This window comes from Rhodanobacter caeni, from assembly GCF_039523575.1.
In the GTDB taxonomy this organism is placed as follows: Bacteria; Pseudomonadota; Gammaproteobacteria; order Xanthomonadales; family Rhodanobacteraceae; genus Rhodanobacter; species Rhodanobacter caeni.
The window spans coordinates 399,069-422,490 of the sequence record NZ_BAAAFO010000004.1; the positions used below are offsets into that span (position 1 = coordinate 399,069).

Annotated in this window: 25 protein-coding genes; 14 read left to right on the top strand and 11 right to left on the bottom strand. The window is 66.8% G+C overall.

The annotated features are described in order from the left end of the window. Positions 1-111: 111 nt before the first annotated feature. Both ABD017_RS14530 and ABD017_RS14535 read left to right on the top strand, forming a co-directional pair. A complete protein-coding gene (locus ABD017_RS14530) occupies positions 112-1,269 on the top strand; it encodes an MFS transporter (protein WP_343883489.1) in 1,158 nt (385 codons plus the stop codon). Further along, positions 1,269-1,898: an HAD family hydrolase gene (locus ABD017_RS14535; protein WP_343883490.1), complete on the top strand. Its 630-nt coding sequence runs from the start codon at positions 1,269-1,271 to the stop codon at positions 1,896-1,898. Before ABD017_RS14530 ends, ABD017_RS14535 begins: the two co-directional genes overlap by 1 nt. Before the next feature lie 51 nt (positions 1,899-1,949). Here the strand turns inward: ABD017_RS14535 and ABD017_RS14540 are convergent, their stop codons facing one another. Further along, on the bottom strand, positions 1,950-2,396 hold the full coding sequence (locus ABD017_RS14540; protein WP_343883491.1) for a DUF2147 domain-containing protein: 447 nt from the start codon (positions 2,394-2,396) through the stop codon (positions 1,950-1,952). Positions 2,397-2,557: 161 nt separating this feature from the next. Between ABD017_RS14540 and apbC the strand changes: the two genes are divergently transcribed. From apbC to ABD017_RS14560, 4 genes are all read left to right on the top strand, one after another. Continuing rightward, the gene (gene apbC / locus ABD017_RS14545) at positions 2,558-3,652 is read left to right on the top strand and encodes an iron-sulfur cluster carrier protein ApbC (protein ID WP_343883492.1); all 1,095 of its coding nucleotides are present in this window, start codon (positions 2,558-2,560) and stop codon (positions 3,650-3,652) included. Then, positions 3,649-4,218, top strand: a complete 570-nt coding sequence (locus tag ABD017_RS14550; protein WP_343883493.1) for an NADPH-dependent FMN reductase — start codon at positions 3,649-3,651, stop codon at positions 4,216-4,218. The genes apbC and ABD017_RS14550 overlap by 4 nt, the downstream gene beginning before the upstream one ends. 167 nt (positions 4,219-4,385) lie before the next feature. Then, positions 4,386-4,952, top strand: a complete 567-nt coding sequence (dcd, locus tag ABD017_RS14555) for a dCTP deaminase (protein ID WP_343883494.1) — start codon at positions 4,386-4,388, stop codon at positions 4,950-4,952. 82 nt (positions 4,953-5,034) lie between these two features. Further along, the gene (locus tag ABD017_RS14560; RefSeq protein WP_343883495.1) at positions 5,035-5,532 is read left to right on the top strand and encodes a hypothetical protein; all 498 of its coding nucleotides are present in this window, start codon (positions 5,035-5,037) and stop codon (positions 5,530-5,532) included. 31 nt (positions 5,533-5,563) lie between these two features. Here ABD017_RS14560 and ABD017_RS14565 read toward each other — a convergent pair whose 3' ends face one another. Both ABD017_RS14565 and ABD017_RS14570 read right to left on the bottom strand, forming a co-directional pair. Further along, positions 5,564-5,986, bottom strand: coding sequence for an HIT domain-containing protein (locus ABD017_RS14565; protein ID WP_343883496.1), 423 nt, complete (start codon positions 5,984-5,986; stop codon positions 5,564-5,566). After that, positions 5,983-6,654, bottom strand: coding sequence for a dienelactone hydrolase family protein (locus ABD017_RS14570; RefSeq protein WP_343883497.1), 672 nt, complete (start codon positions 6,652-6,654; stop codon positions 5,983-5,985). Before ABD017_RS14570 ends, ABD017_RS14565 begins: the two co-directional genes overlap by 4 nt. 206 nt (positions 6,655-6,860) lie before the next feature. Here ABD017_RS14570 and rimO point away from each other — a divergent pair, with 206 nt between their 5' ends. After that, complete coding sequence (gene rimO / locus ABD017_RS14575) at positions 6,861-8,198, top strand: 30S ribosomal protein S12 methylthiotransferase RimO (protein ID WP_343883498.1); 1,338 nt, start codon at positions 6,861-6,863, stop codon at positions 8,196-8,198. 9 nt (positions 8,199-8,207) lie between these two features. Beyond that, on the top strand, positions 8,208-9,080 hold the full coding sequence (locus tag ABD017_RS14580; RefSeq protein WP_343883499.1) for a DUF3025 domain-containing protein: 873 nt from the start codon (positions 8,208-8,210) through the stop codon (positions 9,078-9,080). Here ABD017_RS14580 and ABD017_RS14585 read toward each other — a convergent pair. After that, the gene (locus ABD017_RS14585; RefSeq protein ID WP_343883500.1) at positions 9,037-9,795 is read right to left on the bottom strand and encodes a COG4705 family protein; all 759 of its coding nucleotides are present in this window, start codon (positions 9,793-9,795) and stop codon (positions 9,037-9,039) included. The two genes, ABD017_RS14580 and ABD017_RS14585, sit on opposite strands and share 44 nt — an antisense overlap. A 196-nt stretch (positions 9,796-9,991) precedes the next feature. Here ABD017_RS14585 and ABD017_RS14590 point away from each other — a divergent pair, with 196 nt between their 5' ends. Next, the gene (locus ABD017_RS14590; protein ID WP_343883501.1) at positions 9,992-10,336 is read left to right on the top strand and encodes a TfoX/Sxy family protein; all 345 of its coding nucleotides are present in this window, start codon (positions 9,992-9,994) and stop codon (positions 10,334-10,336) included. A 201-nt stretch (positions 10,337-10,537) separates the two neighbouring features. On the opposite strand, the gene greB is transcribed toward ABD017_RS14590, so the two are convergent. The 3 genes from greB to ABD017_RS14605 are packed head-to-tail and all read right to left on the bottom strand — an operon-like array spanning position 10,538 to position 13,810. Next, entirely contained in the window at positions 10,538-11,038 is a 501-nt protein-coding gene (greB, locus tag ABD017_RS14595) for a transcription elongation factor GreB (RefSeq protein WP_343883502.1), read from the bottom strand. Further along, positions 11,035-12,285 carry a hypothetical protein gene (locus tag ABD017_RS14600; protein ID WP_343883503.1) on the bottom strand — a complete coding sequence of 417 codons (1,251 nt, stop codon included), beginning with the start codon at positions 12,283-12,285 and terminating at the stop codon, positions 11,035-11,037. Before ABD017_RS14600 ends, greB begins: the two co-directional genes overlap by 4 nt. 13 nt (positions 12,286-12,298) lie before the next feature. Next, on the bottom strand, positions 12,299-13,810 hold the full coding sequence (locus tag ABD017_RS14605; RefSeq protein WP_343883504.1) for a helicase HerA-like domain-containing protein: 1,512 nt from the start codon (positions 13,808-13,810) through the stop codon (positions 12,299-12,301). 167 nt (positions 13,811-13,977) lie between these two features. Between ABD017_RS14605 and ABD017_RS14610 the strand changes: the two genes are divergently transcribed. Then, complete coding sequence (locus ABD017_RS14610) at positions 13,978-15,405, top strand: transglycosylase SLT domain-containing protein (protein WP_425543751.1); 1,428 nt, start codon at positions 13,978-13,980, stop codon at positions 15,403-15,405. Between the two features lie 56 nt (positions 15,406-15,461). Here ABD017_RS14610 and ABD017_RS14615 read toward each other — a convergent pair whose 3' ends face one another. The 4 genes from ABD017_RS14615 to ABD017_RS14630 all read right to left on the bottom strand — a co-directional run bounded on the left by ABD017_RS14615 (position 15,462) and on the right by ABD017_RS14630 (position 18,736). Then, on the bottom strand, positions 15,462-15,893 hold the full coding sequence (locus tag ABD017_RS14615; protein WP_343883506.1) for a hypothetical protein: 432 nt from the start codon (positions 15,891-15,893) through the stop codon (positions 15,462-15,464). Positions 15,894-16,011: 118 nt separating this feature from the next. Then, positions 16,012-16,857 carry an archaetidylserine decarboxylase gene (asd, locus tag ABD017_RS14620; protein ID WP_343883507.1) on the bottom strand — a complete coding sequence of 282 codons (846 nt, stop codon included), beginning with the start codon at positions 16,855-16,857 and terminating at the stop codon, positions 16,012-16,014. A gap of 114 nt (positions 16,858-16,971) precedes the next feature. Continuing rightward, the gene (locus ABD017_RS14625) at positions 16,972-18,261 is read right to left on the bottom strand and encodes a VgrG-related protein (RefSeq protein ID WP_343883508.1); all 1,290 of its coding nucleotides are present in this window, start codon (positions 18,259-18,261) and stop codon (positions 16,972-16,974) included. Positions 18,262-18,304: 43 nt separating this feature from the next. Further along, a complete protein-coding gene (locus tag ABD017_RS14630; RefSeq protein ID WP_343883509.1) occupies positions 18,305-18,736 on the bottom strand; it encodes a lysozyme inhibitor LprI family protein in 432 nt (143 codons plus the stop codon). Between the two features lie 197 nt (positions 18,737-18,933). On the opposite strand from ABD017_RS14630, the gene prmB reads away from it, so the two are divergent. The 4 genes from prmB to ABD017_RS14650 all read left to right on the top strand — a co-directional run bounded on the left by prmB (position 18,934) and on the right by ABD017_RS14650 (position 23,136). Further along, entirely contained in the window at positions 18,934-19,857 is a 924-nt protein-coding gene (gene prmB, locus ABD017_RS14635; RefSeq protein ID WP_343883510.1) for a 50S ribosomal protein L3 N(5)-glutamine methyltransferase, read from the top strand. 105 nt (positions 19,858-19,962) lie between these two features. Continuing rightward, entirely contained in the window at positions 19,963-21,057 is a 1,095-nt protein-coding gene (gene aroC / locus ABD017_RS14640; RefSeq protein ID WP_343883511.1) for a chorismate synthase, read from the top strand. A gap of 16 nt (positions 21,058-21,073) precedes the next feature. Next, the gene (locus ABD017_RS14645; protein ID WP_343883512.1) at positions 21,074-22,111 is read left to right on the top strand and encodes a 2-hydroxyacid dehydrogenase; all 1,038 of its coding nucleotides are present in this window, start codon (positions 21,074-21,076) and stop codon (positions 22,109-22,111) included. After that, positions 22,108-23,136 (top strand): aspartate-semialdehyde dehydrogenase, encoded by a 1,029-nt coding sequence (locus ABD017_RS14650; RefSeq protein WP_343883513.1) that lies wholly within the window; start codon positions 22,108-22,110, stop codon positions 23,134-23,136. Before ABD017_RS14645 ends, ABD017_RS14650 begins: the two co-directional genes overlap by 4 nt. The last annotated feature ends 286 nt before the right edge of the window (positions 23,137-23,422 follow it).

Here is a 23,422-nt window from a genome sequence, read left to right on the forward strand (position 1 = left end):
GGCGTTTCCGCGGCACCGAACGCGCGCAGCCGCTGCATGGCGGGTGCCCGATTGCGCGTCGATGCGCGGCTGTCTACATTGGGCGGCTTCGCTGTTGATGGAAATCTCGCCATGCAGACACGGGTGCCCATGGTCACCGACGGGCCACCCCTTGCTCCAGCGACCCTCGCCACGCGGCTCACCTTTCTGGTGTCGGGCATCGGCATGGCGGCCTGGGCGCCGATGGTGCCGTATGCCAAGGCGCGCCTGGGCCTGGATGACGCCACGCTGGGCCTGGTGCTGCTGGCATTTGGCGGCGGCTCCATGGCGGCGATGCCGCTGGTGGGTCTGCTCACTGCCCGCTTCGGCAGCCGGCGGGTGATCGGCGTCGGCGGCTTGATGTTGTGCACGGCGTTGCCGCTGCTGGCGCTGGCGCCCGGCATCGTGTCGCTGGCGCTGGCGCTGCTGTATTTCGGCATGGCGCTGGGTGCGGTGGACGTGGCCATGAATGCGCACGCGGTGGAAGTGGAGCGGCGTGCGCGGCGGCCGTTGATGTCGGGCTTCCATGGCTTGTTCAGCGTGGGCGGCTTGAGTGGCGCGGCGGGCATGAGCGCGCTGCTGGCGCTGGGCATGCCGCTGACGGTTGCCGCCCTGGTGATCGCCGGCTTGTTGGCGCTGGTCGTCCTCACGCAATGGCGTCATCTGATCGGCCGGATCGACGCCGCCGGCGGGCATGGCGCAAGCTTCCGCTGGCCGCGCGGCCTGGTGCTTTTGCTGGGCCTGGTCTGCTTCGTCAGCTTCATGGCCGAGGGCGCCATGCTGGACTGGAGCGCGGTGTTCCTGCGGGATTTTCGCGGCGTGTCGGCGGCGTCGGCCGGATTGGGCTATGCGGGTTTTTCGGTGGCGATGGCCGTGGGCCGGTTGAGCGGCGACCGCACGATTGCGCGTTTTGGCCCGGTGGCCAGCGTGCGCGTGGGCGCGGCCACGGCCGCGGCGGGCTTGCTGCTGGCCGCGACGGTGCCGTGGGCGGCGGCCGCCATGCTGGGCTTCGTGCTGGTGGGGCTGGGCGCGGCGAACATCGTGCCGGTGATGTTTGGCGCGGCCGGACGCCTGCCCGGCGTGTCGCCGGCGGTTTCCATCGCCACGGCGACCACGCTCGGTTACGCCGGCCTGCTCAGCGGGCCGGCGTTGATCGGCTTCCTGGCCCATGCCAGCAGCCTGCCGGTCGCGCTGGCGGCGGTGGGTGGGCTTTTGATCTTGGTTTCGATGTCGGCGCGGGTGGTGCGGTGATGAATGGAAAAAGCGGTTTCGACACGGTGGTGTTCGACCTGGGCGGCGTGCTGATCGACTGGGACCCGCGCTATCTGTACCGGCGCCTGTTCGACGACGAGGCGGCGATGGAGCGCTTCCTGGCCGAGATCTGCACGCCGCTGTGGAACCATCAGCAGGACGCCGGCCGTTCGTGGTACGACGCCGTGGCCACGCTGAGCGCACAGCACCCGCAGCACGCGGAGCTGATCGACGCGTTCCACACCCGCTGGTCGGAAATGCTGGGCGGGGCGATCGAGCCGAGCGTGGCCGTGCTGGACGAACTGCGCGGTCGCGGACTGCGCCTGTACGCGCTGACCAACTGGTCGCGGGAAACCTTTCCGATGGCGCGCCAGCGCTTCGACTTCCTGCGCTGGTTCGACGGCATCGTGGTATCGGGCGAGGAAGGGCTGGCCAAACCCGATCCGGTGATCTTCCAGCGCACGATCGAGCGCTTCTCGCTCGTGCCGCGGCAGACGATCTACATCGACGATGCGCCGCGCAATGTGGCGGCGGCGTTCCAGGCCGGCATGCGCGGCTTGCGCTTCCAGGATGCGGAAATGCTCCGCGCCCAGCTTTGCCGCTGCGGTGTGCTGCCACTGGCGGCCTGAGCCGCGTCGCAAAAGAGCCCCGGACCTGCCGGGGCTCTTTGCCGGCAGGTTTCAGTCCTGTCGTTCCCAAGTCTGGGTGCGCCCCAGCAGCGAGAAGCCGATATAGCCGTGCACGTCGAGCTTCTGGCCGTCGTCGCTGACGGTCAGTTTCACCTTGTAGGTCTTGCCGTTCTTCGGATCGAGGATCTTGCCACCGTCCCACACGTCGCCATCCTTGCTGACGCCCCACATGATGGTCATGCCTTCGATCGGCTGGTTCTTGCGCTCGCCGCTGCACTTGTCGCAAACCGGATTCGGGCCCTGGTCCGATTGCAGGATCTTGACCACCTTCGCCTGCAGCTCGCCGTCGCTCTCGGTGATCTGCACCAGCGACTTGGGCTTGTGGGTGGTGTCGTCGATGGTCTTCCAGGTGCCCACGGGCGAGGTGTTGGCGGCGAAGACGCTGCCGGCGGCCAGCAGCAGGCCGGTCGCGAGGGTGAGGCGAAAAGCGTGTTTCATGGCGTTTTCTCCCGTACGAAAGCGTATGGAAGCGAGACTGGCGTTGATCCCCAAGGGCGTCAAGCTGCATTGCGCAACGCGGCGGCACCGGTGATCTGCATCAACGGGCGGGCGCGGAGGCGCTGGCATAATGGGCTGTCCCCATCATCCTTCGAGCCCCCATGACACAAGCTACCGACGCGCTGGTGCGCCAACTTCTCGGCGACCTGATCGACCCCCACACCGGCGCGCCGCTGGCCGAGAACGTGCGGGCGGTGGGCGTCGACGGGCGCCGGGTTTCGGTGGATATCCAGCTGGGTTATCCCGCTGCCGGGGCGATCGATGACCTGACCGCGCGCGTGCGGCAGGCGCTGGAGGCCGATCCGGCGATCGATGCGGCGGCGGTGTCGATCACCAGCCGCATCCACGTGCACAAGGTGCAGGGCACGCTGGGGCCGCTGCCGAACGTGAAGAACATCATCGTGGTGGCCTCGGGCAAGGGCGGCGTGGGCAAGTCCACCGTGTCGGCCAACCTGGCGCTGGCGCTGCAGGCCGAGGGCGCGAAGGTCGGCGTGATGGACGCCGACATCTACGGCCCCAGCCAGCCCACCATGCTGGGCGTGCGCGGCAAGCCGGCTTCGCCCGACGGCAAGAGCATCATCCCGATGCAGGCGCACGGCATGCCGGTGATGTCGATCGGCTTCCTGGTGGAGGAGGACACGCCGATGATCTGGCGCGGCCCGATGGTGACCCAGGCGATGATGCAGCTGATCACCGACACCCGCTGGGAACAGCTCGACTACCTCGTCATCGACCTGCCGCCCGGCACCGGCGACATCCAGCTGACGCTGTCGCAGAAGGTGCCGGTGGCCGGCGCGGTGATCGTCACCACGCCGCAGGACATCGCCCTGCTGGATGCGCGCAAGGCGCTCAAGATGTTCGAGAAGGTCGAAGTGCCGGTGCTGGGCGTGGTGGAGAACATGGCCACCCACGTGTGCTCCAACTGCGGCCACGAGGAAAACATCTTCGGCGAAGGCGGCGGCGAGCGCATGGCCACGCAGTACGGCGCGGCCTATCTCGGCTCGTTGCCGCTGGACATCCGCATCCGCGAGCAGGCCGACGGCGGCAACCCCACGGTGGTGGCGATGCCGGAATCCGACTTGGCGGCGCGCTATCGCGAGATCGCGCGCAACGCCGCCGGCCGGTTGTCGCGCCAGCCGCGCAACAAGTCGCTGGGGCTGGGCAAGATCGTGGTGCAGGGCGTGCCTGCGGCATGACGGCGCCACGGCGAGTGCTGTGCCTCTGCGGCAGCCTGCGCCGGCTATCGTCCAACCGTGCCGCGCTGCAGGCGGCGCAACAGCTGGCGCCGCCAACGCTGCAGCTTGTGTTGTACGACGGCCTCGGCGCTTTGCCGCTGTTCAATCCCGATGACGAGCGCGACTCCTTGCCGCTACCGGTACTCGATCTGCGCCGGGCGGTGGGGACGGCCGACGCCTTGCTGATCGCCTGCCCCGAGTACGCCCACGGCGTACCCGGTGCCTTCAAGAACCTGCTGGACTGGCTGGTGGGCAGCCTGGAATTTCCGGGCAAACCGGTGCTGCTGCTCAATACTTCGGCGCGCGAATCGCATCATGCGCAGGCGGCGCTGGTGGAAATCCTAGGTACCATGTCGGCGCAACTGTTGACGCCGCAACCGGTGTCGGTGGGATTGCCTGGCGCGGGCTGCTCCGCGGCGCAAGTGCTGGCCAGCGCGGATCGCTGCGCGCAATTGCGGTTTGCGCTGGACCTGTTGGCCGCATCCAGCTTGGCGCCGTCCTCTCCACCGGACGCCCTTGGACTGTAGGAGCGGCTTCAGCCGCGACGCTTTCGCACGGGTGCCCAGGAAGCAGAAGCATCGCGACTGAAGTTGCTCCCACAAGCCGCCGCGCTGGCGCAGCGGCACGCCAACCATGTATTTTTGCGGCTTTGCGCCCGGTTCGACCGGGCGGTCCCGACCGACCCGGAGACAGCGTGAGCATCAAATCCGACAAGTGGATCCGCCGCATGGCTGAACAGCACGGCATGATCGAGCCGTTCGAGCCGGGGCAGGTGAAGGTTCGCGACGAGCAGCGGCTGATTTCCTACGGTACCTCCAGCTACGGCTACGACGTGCGCTGCGCGCGCGAGTTCAAGATCTTCACCAACATCAACTCCACCATCGTCGACCCGAAGTCGTTCGATCCGTCGAGCTTCGTCGACGTCGAGGCTGACGTGTGCATCATCCCGCCGAACTCGTTCGCGCTGGCGCGCACGGTCGAGTACTTCCGCATTCCGCGCAAGGTGCTCACCATCTGCCTGGGCAAGAGCACCTACGCGCGCTGCGGCATCATCGTCAACGTGACGCCGCTGGAGCCGGAGTGGGAAGGCCACGTGACGCTGGAATTCTCCAACACCACGCCGCTGCCGGCCAGGATCTACGCCAACGAGGGCGTGGCGCAGATGCTGTTCCTGGAATCGGACGAGGAGTGCGAGACCAGCTACAAGGACCGTGGCGGCAAGTACCAGGGCCAGCGCGGCGTGACCCTGCCGCGGACGTGAACGAGTGGCGCCCGATGGCCCGCGGGACCGCCGGCGGCCGCTACACTTCGCTGGCGCAACGACGATTTTCCAGGAGAGTCCGATGATCCGTTTTTCTACCCTGCTGACCCGAATCGCAAAGGTGGCCCTGCTGGGCGGCGCGGTGTGGCTGGCCGGTTGCAGCCTGGGCGGCACCAGGGAGGGCGTCAGCACCGACTCCATGCGCGGGCAGTTCGACGTCACCATCCAGGCCTACAAGAACGGCCAGTTCCTGGTCGATGGCGCGGTGCTTTCGGCGCTGGATACCGGCAGCCACTTCGCCTACCTGAAAGACCAGGGCAAGCTGCCGAAAACGGTGCTGCTGGAGCGCAGCGAGGACTCCAAGATCCGCAAGCAGCACCTGCAATACATGGCGCGGATGCAGGACGACTACAAGTTCACCGTGTATTTCGACGACGATGGCACGCTGAAGAAGATCAACCCGATCGATACCGAGGCGCGCGCGTTGCAGGAGACCCACGCGCCGGTGCAGATGAACGAGCAGCAGCGCGGCAAGGACGCGACCGGCAAGGATTTCGATCCCGATCCTTCCCGCCACTGAGGCATCCGTGGCATCAACGAAAAGCCCGCGCTCAGTCGCGGGCTTTTTCGTGCTCCAGCTGCTGGCGCAGCGCCGCCACGCGTGCCGCGGCCTCGTCGGGACGGTAGGGCACCGCCGCGCCGTGGCCCCACACCGGGCCGGGCCAGGCGGCATCGCCTTCGCGGCGGGCCAGCACGTGCACGTGCAGTTGCCGCACGACATTGCCCAGCGCGCCGATATTGAGCTTGTCGCACGGGGCCACCGCACGCAGTGCCAATGCCGCCTGGTCCACCTCGCGCCACAGCCGTGCGCGTTCGTCGTCGGCCAGGTCGGAAACTTCGGCCAGCCCCGCTTGGCGCGGCACCAGGATCAGCCAGGCGTAGCGCGCATCGTTCATCAGGCGCACCTCGCACAACGGCAGCGTGGTGACGGCGAGGGTGTCGGCGGCGAGCCGCGGGTCGAGGGCGAAGCTCATGCGCCGGCCAGCTGCGTGGCGAAGAAATCCAGCGTGCGCTGCATCGCCAGCTTCGCACTGGCTTCGTGGTAGCTGGCGCTGCCGTCGCGGTTGAACGCGTGATCGGCACCGGGGTAAGTGAAGGTTTCCATCTGCGGCAGGGCATCGCGGTGCTTGGCCACCGCCTCGGGCGGAATGTTGGGGTCCTTCTCGCCGAAGTGGAACATCACCGGCGCCTTGGGCGTTTCGTGCAGGTAGGGCAAGTTGCGCGCGCCGTAGTAGCTCACCGACGGCAGGCCCAGGCGCAGCGCCGACAGCAGCGCCACCGTGCCGCCCCAGCAATAGCCCACCGTGCCGATCCTGCCCGCCGAGGCGATCGATTCGGCCGCGCTGGCCACGTCTTCCAGCGCACGCTCCAGCCCCAGCTCGGTCACCAGCTGCCGGCCACGCGCGTAGCCACCGCGGTCGTAGGCCAGCTCCACGCCGGTTTCCAGCCGATCGAAGAACGCCGGTGCGATGGCCACGTAGCCGTGTGCGGCGAAGCGATCGACCATGTCGCGGATGTGCGCCGTCACCCCGAAAATCTCCTGGATCACCACGATGCCGCCCTTCGGCTCGCCCTGCGGCCGCGCCAGGTAACCGCCGATGCACTGCGTGCCGGAGGTGGGGATGTTGATCGACTGGCCCATGGCTGGCTCCTGTGTTGAAAGGGGAATTCTAGGACCGGGGGTGGGAAGGGCGTGAGAACGCTTCCGCGTGGCGCGTGCCACGCCTTGCACCGCCAGCCCAGGGCATGGCGAGGGAGGGCGCAGCGTCCCCGGAACATGCAGAAACCCCGACGCCCCATTCCCGTACAATCGCCTGTTACCCCGCACGTTCCACGGTACCGCCGCCCATGTCCCAGCCCGCCCACAAGATCGGTTTCGTCAGCCTTGGCTGCCCCAAGGCGCTGGTCGATTCCGAGCGCATCCTGACCCAGCTGAAGGTCGAGGGGTACGAGATCGTGCCCAGCTACAACGCGGCCGATGCGGTGGTGGTGAACACCTGCGGCTTCATCGACGCGGCGGTGCAGGAGTCGCTCGATTCCATCGGCACCGCGCTCAACGAGAACGGCAAGGTCATCGTCACCGGCTGCCTGGGCAAGCGCGAAAGCCTGATCCGCGAGGCGTACCCGGAGGTGCTGTCGGTGAGCGGCCCGCAGGACTACGCCAGCGTGATGAACGCGGTGCATGCCGCGCTGCCGCCCGCGCGCAACAAGTTTCTCGACATCGTGCCGGACACCGGCGTCAAGCTGACGCCCAAGCACTACGCATATCTCAAGATTTCCGAAGGCTGCAACCACCGCTGCAGCTTCTGCATCATCCCGTCGATGCGCGGCAACCTGGTCTCGCGCCCGGTCGACGAGGTGCTGATCGAGGCGGAGAAGCTGGTCAGGGGCGGCGTCAAGGAGTTGCTGGTGATCTCGCAGGACACCAGCGCCTACGGCGTGGACGTGAAGTACGCCGAACGCGAGTGGCGCGGCAAGGCGTACCGCACGCGCATGAGCGAGCTGTGCGAGGGCCTGTCCGAACTGGGCGTGTGGACGCGATTGCACTACGTCTACCCGTACCCGCACGTGGACGAGCTGATGCCGCTGATGGCGGCGGGGAAAATCCTGCCGTACCTGGATATCCCGTTCCAGCACGCCAGCCCGCGCATCCTGAAATTGATGAAGCGCCCGGGCAACATCGACAAGACGCTGGAGCGCATCCAGAACTGGCGCAAGGTGGTACCCGAGCTCACCATCCGCAGCACCTTCATCGTGGGCTTCCCCGGGGAGACCGAGGCGGAATTCCAGGAACTGCTGGACTTCCTGCGCGAGGCGGAGCTGGACCGCGTGGGCGCCTTCACCTATTCCCCAGTCGATGGCGCCAAGGCCAACGAACTGCCCGATCCGGTGTCCGAGGAACTGAAGGAAGACCGGCTGGAACAGTTCATGGCGGTGCAGGCGGAAATTTCCGCCGCGAAGCTGCAGCGCAAGATCGGCCGCACGATGAAGGTGCTGGTGGACGAGGCCAATGCCGATGGCGCGGTGGCGCGTTCCGCCGCTGATGCGCCGGAGATCGACGGCACCGTGCTGATTGCCGACGGTCAGCGGTTGAAACCGGGGCAGTTCGTCGACGTCGTCATCGAGGATGCCGGCGAGCACGACCTGCACGCGCGGCTGGCGTATCCCGCGCTGAAAGTGATGTAGGGCCGGCGCGTGCGCTATGTGGCGCCACGGCGCGGCACGGTGGACCCGGCAACATTCGGCCGGCCGCCGCTGTCGCGGTGGCGCGACTATGCGGACCTGCTCGAGGGCGCCGAATGGCCTTCCATCGATGCGCTCAATCGACGGCTTGCTCCCGGCCAGCGCCATCACTTCGTGGCGCAGACGCCGCAACTGCTGGCCGACGGCCAGCACTACGAGCAACGCATTGCCGACCACGGCGCCATCGCCACCCGCGAGGACAATTGGCACGACCTGCTCAATGCGCTGGTGTGGTTGCGCCATCCCGCGTTGAAGCAGGCGCTCAACCGGCGCCAGCGGGACGAGATCGCCCGCATCGGTCCCAAGCGGCGCTCGCGCGCGCAAGACGCCATGACCCATTTCGACGAGGGCGGCGTGGTTGTCGGGCTGCGCGATCCGTCCCTGCTGGCGCTGTGGGACGCACACGATTGGCACGGCCTGTTCTGGCGCCGACGGCAGGCGTGGCGCGATGGCACGATCCGCCTGAAGGTATTCGGGCATGCCTTGCTGGAGCATGCCCTGAGCCCGGACAAGCTGCTGGTGGGCAAGGCGCTGGTGTTCGATACGTCGCGCGTCGAGGCCGACACGGACCTCATCGCCGCCTGCGCCGGGATGATCGCCAGCCGCCGCTGGTTGAACGATCCGATCGAGCTGCGCCCGCTGCCATTGTCGGGCCTGCCGGGCTGGCGGCCGGACAATGAGGTCGAGGCGTTCCACCGCACGACGCCGTGTTACCAGCCACGCCGCGCCGGGCGGCAGTATCCGCCGGCCTGGTGCCTGCCACGCTCGCGGGGAAATATCTTCAATGCAGCTTGCTCGCCGGACGCTGCGGAACGAGCCGGATGAGAACCAGCATCAAGGCCACCAGCACCGCCGAAGCGCCTGCGCGGCTGAGCGCCAGCCCGCCGTGGCCGATCGGCTTGTCCAGGAAATCGCCCAGCACCGCACCCAGCGGCCGGGTCAGGACGAAGGCGAGCCAGAACAGCGCCGTGCGCGACAGGCGGGTCCAGAAATACGCGGCGGCGACGACCAGCAGCAGGCCGCCGAAGATCATCATCGCGCCGGTGTAGCCCAGCCCGGCACTGTCGGCGGTCCAGTCGCCCAGCGCGGTGCCCAGCGTCTGCGAGAACATGATGGTGATCCAGTAGAACGCCTCGGCGCGCGGGCTGGCCACGCTGTCCACCGCGATCGAACCCAGCGTGCGGTACCAGATGACCAGCGAGGCCAGCAGCAGTGCGAGCAACAACACGCTGCCGCCGGCATAGCCGATGCCCAGCGAGCGATCCGCAAGATCGGCCAGCGTGGTGCCCACCGTGGTGGTGGCCACGATGCTGAGCCAGTAGAGCAGGGGATGGAAACGCCGCGCGCCGATCTGCGCGCCGACCGCCGCCGCAAACACCAGCGCGAGAATCGCCGTGCTGACGAGATAGCCCAGGCCCAGCGACATCGACAACGCATCGCCACCGGTCTCGCCCAGCGTGGTGGCGGCAATCTTGATGAGCCAGAAGCCCGGCGTGACTTCGGGCACCTTGCCGGTGGCGGAGCGGTAATCGTGCGGCATGCGGCTGTCCCGGTAACGTCCGGAGCAGAGCCTAGCGATGGAGGCTTATGGTGGACTTAGCGGGAGCCGTCGGGTTCACTTCGGTGACGAAAGCTTCGTCGCCGGCAGGCTATGGCAGGTTATCGTTGGACGGCGGATAACGCGCCGCGACCATTCGCACACTCGATCCGATGCCGCGCAACACGCGGGAGATGACATGGCTACCGACCAGGATTTCGCCGACTACGTGGTGGAGCAGGTGGCGCTCGGCGATCGCTTGAGCCGCAAGCGGATGTTCGGCGAGTACGCCTTCTACGTGGACGGAAAGGTAGTGGGTTTTGCCTGCGACAACAGCTTTTTCGTGAAGCCGTCGGCGGCGGGCGAGGCGTTCGTGCCGACGCTTCCCCGCAAGCCGCCGTATCCGGGTGCCAAGGATTACCTGGTTGCCGACGAGTTGCTGGATGATGCCGAACGGATCCAGCGCCTGATCTTGGAAACGGCGGCGCTGATGCCGATGCCCAAGCCGAGAAAGCCCGCGGCAGCGCGCAAGCCCGGCAAATGACGCTTCGGGCGGCGACGCGTCGTAGCCAGGCTTGACGATGAGGAGCGGCGTCCACTGCTCCTGGACTGGCGCGACGACAACGCCGAACGGACGTCACTGGTCCTGTAGGAGCGCACCCTGTGCGCGAATGCTTTTCCGTGACATGACGAAAAGCGATCGCGCACAGGGTGCGCTCCCACAATTCCCTACGCGGATCGCGCGTTAGTCGTAGTCGACGGACAACACGGCGAACGATGTCTTGCCACCGGGCAATTCGGCAACGAACTCGTCGTCGATGCGTTTTTTCAGCACGGCGCGGGCCAGCGGCGAATCGATGCTGATCCAGCCGCGTTTCGCGTCCGTCTCGTCGGGGCCCACGATGCGATAGCGGCACACCTCGCCGTTGTCGATGTTCTCGATCTCGATGCGCGCGCCGAAAAACACCATGCCCGTGTCGGTGGGCGCGTGGTCGGCCACCTTCAGCGACGGAATGCGCTTGCTGAGGTAGCGTGCGCGGCGATCGATCTCGCCCAGCTGTTTCTTGCGGTAGGTGTACTCGGCATTCTCCGAGCGGTCACCCTCGGCGGCGGCCGCCGCCAGCGCCTTGACCACTTCGGGTCGCACCGTGTGCCACAGGTGGTCGAGCTCGGCCTTGAGCCGCTCGAAGCCCTCGCGGGTGATGATCGCGGTGGAGCCGGGTGCGGGTGGGCGCCAGCGGCTCATGCGATGCTCACCAGTTGTCGTCGCTGCGCGTCGATCTCGCCGCGCAGGGAATGCTCGGGCCATGCCTCGGCCAGCTGGTCGAGCAAGGCCGCGGCGGCGGCATGCTGGTCGGCGTGGGCGGCCAGTGCGCGTGCGGCCAGCAGGCCGTAGTGCGGCGCGTGCGGATCGCGCGGCCAATGCGCCAAGTACCCCTGACCCAGGTGGATGGCGAGGCGGCTCATGCCGATGCGCGCAGCAAGATCGGCTAGGCCGCCGCAGGTCCGCGGGTCGTCCGGGACGAAGCTGGCGTCGATGCCGATGCATTCCTGCAGCACGCCGAGCGCGCGCCGCGATTCGTCCTGGGCGATCAGCGCGGCGATCCATATCTGGCCGTGCACCAGCAGGTCGTCGCGCAATCCCTGCCGCTGCACCAGCTCGCGGTAGGCCTGATGCACGGCCGGTGGCGCCGCGCGTTCGCGCAGCCGGCCGGCGAGTAGCCGCAGGGCCGCCATCGGGTCAGCGGCGGCTTGCCGGCGCGCCGCTTCGACTAGTTCGTCATCGGCATCCTGGCCCGAAGCCCTGGCCAACGCCGGTGCTTCGGGCGTCATGCCGAAGTGCTCGTGGCGCTGGTGGATCAGGGCGCCCATCAGATGAAAGGCCAGCACGATCAGATAGGTGTAGGCAAACGCGAACAGCGGCAGCGCGAACACCCGCGGCAGCTGTGCGGTGGTGACCGAGGCAATCACGATCAGCACGCCAAGCAGCAGGTTGATCGCCACCGGAATCAGGTAGGCGGCGCCGAAGGCGCGAATGACGCGCAGCCAGTTGAGCGGGTTGATCGCCAGCGCGAGGTTGCCATCGAACACCAGCGACATGTCGATCGCCGGCAACACCAGCGCCGCCAGGACAAGCACCGGCCACAGCAGGCGCGGGAAGAACACGATGGAAACCACGCACAACGCAACCACCAGCAGGTGCACGGCGGTGAGGCCCCAGCCGCTGGAGCTGTCGCCGTCGCTGCCCACGTCCGGCGGATCGGCGTAGCCGTTGGCGGTGTGCTGCATGCACTCGGCGGCATAGCGCCAGGTAGCCGCCCAGACCAGCGCCGTGGCCAATGCCCCGGTGAAGCCGGGCAGCAAGCCGACGTAATGGACCAGCGCCAGCACCGCGCAGGTGGCCAGGGCGGAGCCACGCAGCGGATAGCCGAAGCCCTGCTGCAGGCGCCGCGCGAACGGCGTATCGGCGGCGACGATGTCCACGCGGGGCATGGTGCCGGCCTGCCTAGCGCCTGCCGCCAAAGATGCCGCCCAGCACGCCGCGCAGGATCTGCCGGCCGAGCTGGCTGCCCGCGGTGCGCGCCATCTGCTTGCCCATCGTCTCGATCATGCCCTGGCGGCGCCTGGTGCCGAACAGCGCGTCATGGATGGCGCCGCTCCAGCCGCTTGCTTCGGCATCTTTTGCCGAGCCCCTGGTGGAAGCATCGGCCGCCACCTTGCTGGCGTCGGCGGCCTTGTCCCCGGCGCGTTTGGCCAGCATCTCGGCGGCCGATTCGCGATTGACGACCGTGTCGTATTTCGCGCCGACCGGCGAGCGCTGGCGGATCGTGGCGCGCTCGGTGTCGGTGATCGCGCCGATGCGGCAGCACGGCGAGGTCACCAGCACCTGTTCCACCGGCGTGGGCACGCCGCCGCTGGCCAGGGTCGAGGCCAGCGCCTCGCCCACGCCGAGCCTGGTGATCGCCTCGCTGACGTCGAGCTTCGGATTGGCCACGAAGGTTTCCGCTGCCGCCTTCACCGCCTTCTGGTCGCGCGGCGTGAAGGCGCGCAAGGCGTGCTGGATGCGGTTGCCGAGCTGGCCCAGGATATCGCCGGGCACGTCGTCGGGATTCTGCGAGCAGAAATACACGCCCACGCCCTTGGAGCGGATCAGCCGCACCACCTGTTCCACCCGCTGCAGCAGTGCGGGCGAGGCATCGTCGAACAGCAGGTGCGCCTCGTCGAAGAAGAACACCATCTTCGGCTGGTCGAGGTCGCCCACTTCGGGCAACTGCTCGAACAGTTCGGACAGCAGCCACAGCAGGAAGGTGGAGTACAGCCGCGGCTTCAGGATCAGCTGGTCGGCGGCCAGAACGTTGATGATGCCGCGGCCGCTCATGTCCTGGCGCATGAGGTCGGCCAGCTCCAGCGCCGGCTCGCCGAAGAACTGGTCGGCGCCGTCGCTTTCCAGTTTCAGCAGGGCGCGCTGGATCGCCGCGATGCTCTGCGTGCTGATCAGGCCGTACTGGGTGGACAGCGCCTTGGCGTTCTCGGCGGCGTAGCCGAGCAGCGCGCGCAGGTCGGCCAGGTCCAGCAGCAGCCAGCCCTGGTCGTCGGCGGCCTTGAACACCACCTCCAGCACGCCTTGCTGGGTATCGTTCAATTCCAGCACGCGGCCGAGCAGGGTCGGTCCCATCTCGCTGGCGGTGGCGCGCACCGGGTGGCCGAGCTTGCCGTAGATGTCCCAGAACACCACCGGGTTCGCCTGCGCCTTCCAATCGCCGAGGCCGAGCTTTTCCAGCCGTGCCTTGAGCTTGTCGCCCGGCTCGCCCGCGGCCATCGCCAGGCCGGCCAGGTCGCCTTTCGCATCGGCCAGGAAGCAGGGCACGCCCAGCCGCGAGAAGCCTTCGGCCAGCACCATCAGCGAGACCGATTTGCCGGTGCCGGTGGCGCCCGCGATCATGCCGTGGCGGTTGCCGTAGTGCGGGTCCAGGCTGACGCTGGCGCTGTCGTTGCGGCCGATCAGGATGTTGGTCATGGATGTCGTCCGTGGGTGGTCAGCGGATTGTAACCACGAGCTTGGCGCGACCGGTGCAAGGTTTGAGTCGCGGCGCCGTGGCCGCTATGGTGGCCGTTTTGCGGATGAAGTCTGTGAGCTTGCTGTACTCGTTGTTCCGTCCCCTGCGTGCCGCCCCGTTGCTCCTGATGCTTGGTTTGAGTGCCGCCTGCTCCAGCACCGGCGGCAGCAAGTCCGCCACGCCGGTGAATGCGCTCTACAGCCAGCTCGACCAGGCCAGCAAGGGTTATGAAACCGCTTTGCAGCAGGCGCGCGCAGGTGACGATGCCGCCTCGCAGAAAACGCTGACCGCAGCGCTGGATCGGCTGAAGGAATCGGCGGCCCGTTGCGGCAGCACGCCCGGTTGCGATCCGCAACGGTTTTTCTCGGTGTTCGACCGCCTGTTGCGTCTGAAGGACGGCAGCTTTCTCGGCGACGAGACGCTCGGCGACCAGCCGCAGGCCGACGTACCCGGCGAGCAGGAAGGCGTCGCCGGGCTGCCCGAGGCGCAACGCAGCGTGACGCTGCTGCGTGGCCAGAAACTGAGCGAGCTGATCGCGATGAACGGTGCGGTGAAGGCGGCACTGGAAATGTGGCTGACCCAATGGCGGCCCAACCTGATCGACGCCTACGTCAATTACCAGTACCTGCGCTACCAGATGTGGCCGGCGTACGAGAAGGCCGACCTGCCCGAGGCGCTGCTGTTCGGCATCATGGCCAAGGAATCCGGTGGCAAGGTCAATGCGATCTCGCGCTCGGGCGCCGCCGGCCCGCTGCAGTTCATGTACGCCACCGGGCTGCGCTTCGGGCTGGTCACGCAGGATGGTTTCGACCTGCGTTTCGACCCGGCACAGTCGGCACGCGCCAACGCCGAGTACATCAACCAGCAGCTGAAGATCTTCAACAACAACCTGGAACTGGTGCTGGCGGCCTACAACGGTGGCGAGGGCCGCATGCGCCGCCTGGCGGGCGACATGCCGGATACCAGTTTCTACGACCCGAGGATCTACAACCAGCTGTCGCAGGAAACCCGCGAATACGTGCCTTCGGTGCTGGCGGCGGCGTGGCTGTTCCTGCATCCGGACAGCTACAACCTGCGCTTCCCGAAAATCGACGGCGCCGCTGGCGCGGTGACCCTGAAACGTCCCGCATCGCTGGCCGAACTCAGCGTCTGCCTGGGTTCGGCCGGCGGCATGGAGGAGGGCTGGTTTCGCACCCTGCGCAACCTCAATCCGCGGCTGAAACCGCAGGACACGCAGCCCGCCGGCGCGCGGATTCAACTGCCCAGGCTGTTGGAAGAACCCTACGCGTCGCGTTGCGTCGAAGGGCCGTGGCCGATCCTGGCCGCCGATCTGCATCAGGCCGTGGCGCCCGTGGTGCAGGGACCGCCGGCACCGGTTCGGGCCCCGCCGCGCGCCACCCGTACGCGCAACTACAAAGTGCGCAATGGCGACACGCTGATCGGCATCGTGCACCGGCTGCATTGCTCCAGCGTGCGCGAGCTGGCCGAACTCAACGGGTTGCAGCATCACCGTATCCGCGCCGGCGACGTGCTGAAGGTGCCGGTTTGCCGTTAGGCGGAAACGTCGCGGGCGTTGTCATCGATCCGTCTGTTCGCTGACGGTCAGGCGGCTCAGGCGGCGGCTCGTACCCGCGGCCGGCCGACCGCGCTGACGGCCTCGGCCTGCGTTTCCTTCAGCTCGCGCAGCAACTGCAGCAGCAGGCGATGTTGCGGCAGCAGGCGGTCGCCCGGCGAGTGCTTGGTTTCGTGGTACGCCACCGCCAGCCACAGCGCGATGCCACGCAAGGCGACCTCCAGGTTGCCCGAGCGCGCCCGTTCATAACCGATGGCCGTGCCCTGGCCCCAGGGCAGGTAGCGTGCCTCGGGCGAGGTGCCATGCAGGTGCGGGAATTCGCTGCGCGAGGCCTGGCCCAGTTCGCGCAGGGTCAGCAAACCCAGGCGTTGGCGGTGGCGGCGGGACAGCGCGCGGATGCTGCGTTCGATGTCATGCCATTGGCGGCCAAGCTGGCGCGCACGCAGCAGCGTGATGAGAGGACTGAACATGGATGTGGCTTCCCCTTCGGCTGAACCGGAAGGGCGAGCATAGCCATCGGCGCACGCCAATTGCGCCTAAAACGTCACAAATCGACGTGCTGCGTCAGCATTCCAGCCGCGGCGACGATCAGCTGGCCGCCAGCGTCCCCAGCCGTTCGCCCACCTTCACCGCCTGCTGCGGTGTCAGCGGATCGAGTGCTGCCGCACCCGGCGGCAGCAGCACGATGACGGTGGAGCCCATGTTGAAGCGCGCCATCTCGGCAAAGCGGTCCAGCGTGATGTTCTGTCCGGCAAACGACTTGCGCCCGATCGCCGAGGCATACGGCGGGATCACCAGTCCATCCCACACGGTCGCCACCGACGACACCAGCACCGCGCCGACCATGACCACCACGAACGGCCCGTGCTCGCCCTCGAAATGGCACACCAGCCGCTCGTTGCGGGCAAACACGCGCGGGATCGCCTCCACCGCAAACGGCGCCACGCTGAAGATGCGGCCCGGCACGTGCACGGTTTCCTTCAGTGTGCCTTTCAGCGGCATGTGCACGCGGTGGTAGTCGCGCGGCGAGAGGTAGACGGTGGCGAAGCTGCCCGAGCGGTACGCCTCGGCGTCCTCCGCGCTGCCGAGCAGTTCGGCGACGGTGTAATCCTGCCCTTTCGCCTGGAAGATGCGCCCGTCGACGATGGCGCCGGCCTGGCTGATGCGGCCATCCGCGGGCGAGAGCAGGGCCGATGGATCGGCATCGGCGTGCCGTGCGTCCGGTCGCAGCTTGCGGGTAAAGAACGCATTGAAGTGCTGGTAGGCCAGCGCATCGGGCTGCACTGCCTCGGTCATGTTGACGTTGTAGCGGCGCACGATCTGGCTGATCAGGAAATTCTTCCACGGCGCGAACGTCCAGCGCGTGGCCCAGTAGACCACGCGCGACAAGGCGCGGTGAGGCAGGATGTACTGCACGAATACGTTGAAAGTCATCGGGGCAGTATACGTGGCCGAAATGAGGGAGGGACAAGAAGCGAGCGACCAGGGGCCGAGGGGGTCCTTCCGCCGCATGGGTTCTGTTCTTTGGTCGCAGGCTTCGGCGATGCTTCAAGGCGTCATTGCTGGTGCAGTCGGCTGATTCGGATGGGTGGTCTGATGCTGATCCTGATGCTTGGGAGTGACTTGCTCCTGATGCAGCAGGAACTGTTGCATTGCCGAAGGCCACCGCGCTCCGCTCGATTCCATGGACGTATTGACCTCGGAGGTCGGCACATTGGCGTGCGATGCCAGGATCGCGCCGAACTGGCCAGGCGGCATTTGCGTCGCCCAGAGTCGACTTCCGTTGTCGCCAAGCGTGATCCGATCGATCCTCTCCAAGCCGCCGGCCCTGGCCGACACCGTCAGGGCCGACGCGAGGTTGTCGCTCATCTGGTCAGGTGTCCGACCCAGCTGCTGATCCAGGCGATGCACGTGATTGCGTGCCTGTTGAAACAGGGGGTGGTCAGGGTGGGTGGGGTCGTCCAGGCGGATTGGCGGCGCGGAGTGTGGTGATGCGTTTAGCGCCTGCAGCTGATTGTCGAGTGTTCGTCGCGTCGTCGGACCCACGACACCGTCCGGAGTGAGCTGGTGGTCGCGCTGGAAAGACGTAACTGCAGCCTCCGTGACTGGGCCAAAGGAGCCATCCGGCTCCAGGGCATAACCCAGGCGCGTCAAATTGCTTTGCAACTCGACGACGGGTGTCCCGCGGCTGCCGGCTCGCAAAGTGTGGCGATCGGGCAGCGCCCGCCCTTCGGACAAGGCGACCAGTTCGTCTTTTTCGTTCGCTGCGCGATCAAGGATGGATTCACGAACTTTGGGCGACGAGCTTCTGAAGTAGACATCGTTGTGGGCGATCTTGTAGTCCTGAATGGCGACGACGATATCTTTGTCCGAAAGTTGGGACAGGACGTAGTCATCGCCGTAGGCGGCCTTGAGTCCGCGCTCGAAAATTCCTTTGGTGAGCCCTCTGTATTGAACGGACGTGCTGAATAAAGCCTCTTGGACAGCCGGCCCCCGGGCGGTCAGGTCGATGCCGGAATTCTTCAGCCGTTGAACCTCGATGTCGTAGTGGGTTTCCTTGATGAAGCGGGTTTGATCCCTGCCGAATTCCGGGTCGCGGTTGGCGAGGGCTCGCCATTTTTCGTCGAACGCCGGGGTGTTGGGCGTCAAGCCACGGAAGTCATCCCCGTAGGAGGAGCTATCGAGATACTCGCCAATCGTCCCGGTATGGGTGGAGAGCTGATACGTGCCATAGGAAACACCGCCGTGATCGCCCCTGCCTGTCGAGATGGTGGCGGGTCCCGCGCCTTCGTGACGCTCCGAGATTTCGCCCAAGTGATATTCGGCATCGTTGGCCATGGTCGCGTCCTTTGATGGCTCGTCTCTGAAAAACCGCGGTTCGTTACTGCACGAACAACCTTGCTTCGAGGTCTGATGCCTGCCTCCCGGTTTCATTGACTTTGCAACTCAGCGCATCGAGCTCGGGCCTCTCGATTCCGTCAACCACTGTCGCGCAGCGATTGTCGCGATATTGAATCCAAGTCTTTTCTTCGGCTTTGAGTTTTGCCTGAAGCGGCGGGCTGAGTTTTGCCATGAGCGCGCGGTAGGCCTTGTTAAGACGCTTGTCCTGGTAGTCCAGCTCGTCTGCGATACAGGTGCGCATGGAGGCTGTTATCGATTCAGCGCGATCTATGCATTGTCCGAATGATGGGCGCAACCCGTACAAGCGCGCGATCACTGCCTGGTCGTCCTGTAACTGCGATCTTGCCTCGCTCAAGCCAGGCAGAAGGAGTATCGCCAACACGGCACCAAGCACGATTCGGTCGGTCTTCATGTAAGGTCTCCAGTATGGCCATCGGGTCACGTGCATCACGTAGGTCCGGCCCGAGTGACTACCTTAAAGTGCGCGGGTGGAATGTTATGTAGGATTTTTCCGAATTCCGGCGTGCTGTGCCTGTTCCAGCGGCCCGTCTCCCCCAACGACTTACCCCTCCCGTATACTTTCCGGTCCTCCTGCAGCTGGCATGCATCGTGACCGCCGAACTCGCCTCCATCATCGACTTCATCCGTTATGGGGCCAGCCGGTTTGCCGCTGCCGGGCTCACCTTCGGCCACAGCCATGACAACCCGATCGACGAGGCCACCCATCTGGTGCTGGCCAGCCTGCACCTGCCGCCGGATGTTCCGCCAGCCTACGGCGCCGGGCGGCTCACTGCGGAAGAGCGCGCGAAGGTGCTGTCACTGATCGAGCGACGCGTCAGCGAGCGCCTCCCGGTCGCCTACCTGGTGGGCGAGACCTGGTTCGCGGGGCTGAAATTCAAGAGCGATCGGCGCGCACTGGTGCCGCGTTCACCGATCGCGGAACTGATCGAGTCCGGCTTCGCGCCGTGGCTGGACGAGCGTCCCGTCGAGCGCGCGCTGGATTTGTGCACCGGGTCGGGCTGCATCGGCATCGCCATGGCCGAGTACAACCCGGATTGGCAGGTCGACATCGTCGACATCAGCGAAGAAGCGCTGTCGCTGGCGCGCGAGAACATCGCGTTCCAGCATCTGGAGGGCCGCGTCAACGCGATTCATTCCGATCTCTTTGCGGGCGTGGCCGGCCAGCGTTACGACCTGATCGTCTCCAACCCGCCTTACGTCACCGAAGACGAATACGCCGCGTTGCCGGGCGAGTACGCGCACGAACCCAAGCTCGGGCTGACCTCCGGTATGGATGGGCTGGACCTGTGCCTGCGCATGCTCGATGAGGCTGCGGACCATCTCACCGACGATGGCCTGCTGATCGTCGAGGTGGGCGAGAGCGAGCACGCGTTGGCCGCGTTGCTGCCGCAGGTGCCGTTCGTGTGGATCGAGTTCAAGGTGGGCCCGATGGGCGTGTTCGCGCTGGAACGGCGCGACCTGGTGGAGCACGCCGACGCGATTCATGCCGCCGCCGCAGGTCGACATGCGTGATGGTTATTTCCGCCCTGAACGGCGGTGTGAAATGATGACGAGTTGATTTCTCCAGTACGCCCGGTGTTCCCGACGGGTGGCCGACGTTTCGAGGCAGTCGCGACCGTGTCCAGCAATGCGTTTGGCAAGCTCCTTACCGTAACCACCTTTGGTGAAAGCCACGGGCCGGCGATCGGTTGCGTCGTCGATGGTTGCCCGCCCGGGCTGGCGCTGGACGCGCAGGAGTTCCGCCACGACCTGGAGCGCCGCGCCACCGGCCGCAGCCGCTACACCTCGCAGCGGCGCGAGGCGGACGAGGTGGAGATCCTCTCGGGCGTGTACGAGGGCCGCACCACCGGCACGCCGATCGCGCTGCTGATCCGCAACACCGACCAGCGCAGCAAGGACTACGGCGATATCGCGCAGACCTTCCGCCCCGGCCATGCCGACTACACCTACTGGCAGAAGTACGGCATCCGCGATCCGCGCGGCGGCGGCCGCTCGTCGGCGCGCGAAACCACCATGCGGGTGGCGGCCGGCGTGATCGCCAAGAAATGGCTGGCCGAGCGTCACGGCATGCGCGTGCGCGGCTACATGGGCCAGATCGGCGACATCACCCCCGATGCGTTCGACTGGGACGCGGTCGAGCAGAATCCGTTCTTCTGGCCATCCGCGGCCCAGGTGCCGGCGCTGGAGACCTATATCAACGCGTTGCGCAAATCCGGCGATTCCGTCGGCGCGCGCGTCAACGTGGTCGCCGACGGCGTGCCGCCGGGCTGGGGCGAGCCGATCTACGGCAAGCTCGATGGCGAACTGGCCGCGGCGCTGATGTCGATCAACGCGGTCAAGGGCGTGGAAATTGGCGACGGCTTCGCCGCGGTCAGCCAGCGCGGCAGCGAGCACCGCGACGAAATCGGCATGGACGGCTTTGCGTCCAATCACGCCGGCGGCATCCTGGGCGGCATCAGCAGCGGCCAACCGGTGACCGCCTCGATCGTGCTCAAGCCCACGTCCAGCATCCTGATTCCCGGCCACAGCGTGAACCTGGCCGGTGAACCGACCGAGGTGGTGACCAAGGGCCGCCACGATCCGTGCGTGGGCATTCGTGCCACGCCGATCGCCGAGGCGATGATGGCGCTGGTGCTGATGGACCAGGCGCTGCGCCATCGCGCGCAGTGCGGCGACGTGGGCGTGGTCGAGCCGCGCGTCACGGCGTCATGAGGGTGAGGCAGCTCGCATGACGGCCAAGCCGCGGGTTTGGATTTCGCGCCCCACGTTTCCCGACATCGTCGCCCGCCTCGACCCGTATTTCGAGGTGGTGGCCGAGCCGCGGGAGATCGTGTTCCCGCCGGCCGAGCTGGCCGCGAAAATCCGCGATTGCGATGCCGTCATCGTCGGGCTCAAGGAGCGCGTGGGCGCGGCCGAGGTGGCCGGGGCCGCGCGGCTGCGCATCGTGGCGAACCTGGGCGTGGGCTACGACAATCTCGATCTCGCCGCGCTCACGGCTGCCGGCATCGCCGCCTCCAACACGGCCGGCGCGCTGGACGAAAGCGTGGCCGACTTCACCTGGGCCATGCTGCTGGGCGCGGCCCGCCGCATGGGCGAGGCCGAGCGCTGGCTGCGTGCCGGCCAATGGCAGGGCACCCGCTTCACCGATTGGCTGGGCATGGATGTGCGCGGCCGCACGCTGGGCATCCTTGGCATGGGCCGGATCGGCCAGGCAGTGGCGCGGCGCGCAGTGGGCTTCGGCATGGATGTGATCTACCACAACCGCTCGCGGCTGCCGCAGGCGCTGGAAAGCGAGTGCCGCGCGCGCTGGGTCGACAAGGGCGAACTGTTGCGCTTGTCCGATTTCCTGGTGCTGGCGCTGCCGCTGACGCCGGAAAGCCGGCATGCGATCGGCGCCACCGAACTGGCGCAGATGAAACCCACCGCGGTACTGGCCAACATCGCCCGCGGTGGCATCGTCGACGACGGTGCGCTGGCCGACGCGCTGGCGCAGGGCAAGCTCGCCGCGGCGGCGCTGGACGTGTTCGAGGGCGAGCCGGTGGTGAATCCCAGGCTGCTGGAACTCGACAACGTTCTGCTCAGCCCGCACATTGCCAGTGCCAGCCCCGATGCGCGCCGCGGCATGACCGCGATGGCGGTCGATAATGTGCTGGCGTTGTTCGGACATGGCCCGCACGCCGGCCGTCCGCCCACGATTCTCAACCCCGAGGTGCTGGCCGCGGCCGGCTCCAATCACCCAACCCCGAGCCAAGAACAGCATCCATGAGCAAGAAGAGCAGTTACAAGGTAGCAATGGTCGGCGCCACCGGTGCCGTGGGCGAAACCCTGCTGGCGATTCTCGCCGAGCGCGAATTTCCGATCAGCGAGCTGGTGCCGCTGGCCAGCGAGCGCACCGCCGGCAGCGAGGTCACGTTCGCTGGCAAGAAGATCGTGGTGAAAAACCTGGCCGACTACGACTTCGCCGGCGTGGACATCGCGTTCTTCTCGGCTGGCGGCTCGGTCAGCAGGGCGCATGCGCCGCGCGCGGCGGCGGCCGGTGCCGTGGTGATCGACAACACCTCCGAGTTCCGTTACCGCGACGACATCCCGCTGGTGGTCAGCGAAGTCAACCCGCATGCCATCGCCGAGTACACCAGCCACGGCATCATCGCCAACCCCAATTGCTCCACCATGCAGATGCTGGTGGCGCTGGCGCCGATCCACCATGACGTGGGCATCGAGCGGATCAACGTGGCCACCTACCAGTCGGTCTCGGGCGCGGGTCGTTCGGGCATGGAGGAGCTGGGCAAGCAGACCGCCGCGCTGCTGAACTTCCAGAGCGCCGAGCCGCAGAAATTCCCCAAGCAGATCGCGTTCAACGTGATCCCGCACATCGACGACTTCCAGCCCAACGGCTACACCAAGGAAGAAATGAAGCTGGTGTGGGAAACCCGCAAGATCCTCGAGGACGACACCATCCAGGTGAACCCGACCGCCGTGCGCGTGCCGGTGTTCTATGGCCACGCCGAGGCGGTGCATATCGAGACGCGGGGCAAGATCAGCGCCGAGCGCGCGCGCGAACTGCTGGAGCGGGCGCCGGGCGTGGTGGTACGCGACCAGCGCGAGGCGGGCGGTTACCCCACCCCGGTCAGCGAGGCGGCGGGCAAGGACCCGGTTTTCGTGGGCCGCATCCGCGAGGACATCTCGCACGAGCGCGGCCTGGACATGTGGGTGGTGTCGGACAACATCCGCAAGGGCGCCGCATTGAACGCGGTGCAGATTGCCGAACTGCTGATCGCCGACTATCTGTAAGCACGCATGACGACGGTGCCCGCCGCGAGTTGCAGACAGCAAGTCGCGGTGGGCATTTGCGTTTTGCAGCACGTCGATCCGCCGGGCGCGGGGCGACTCCGGTGCCTGCCGCCGCGCGCGGATTCGCGATGATCGGGCCGCGAGGCCGGTGCGGGCTGACGCGACGGACTTGGCCAGCGGTCCTTCTGGAAGGTGTACCGATACCGCACGGGCGAGAACGCACGGCAGCAATGTGTCGCAAGTATTCGACCTGCCTATTGTTGATTGGCCAGTTTGTAACTTAAAG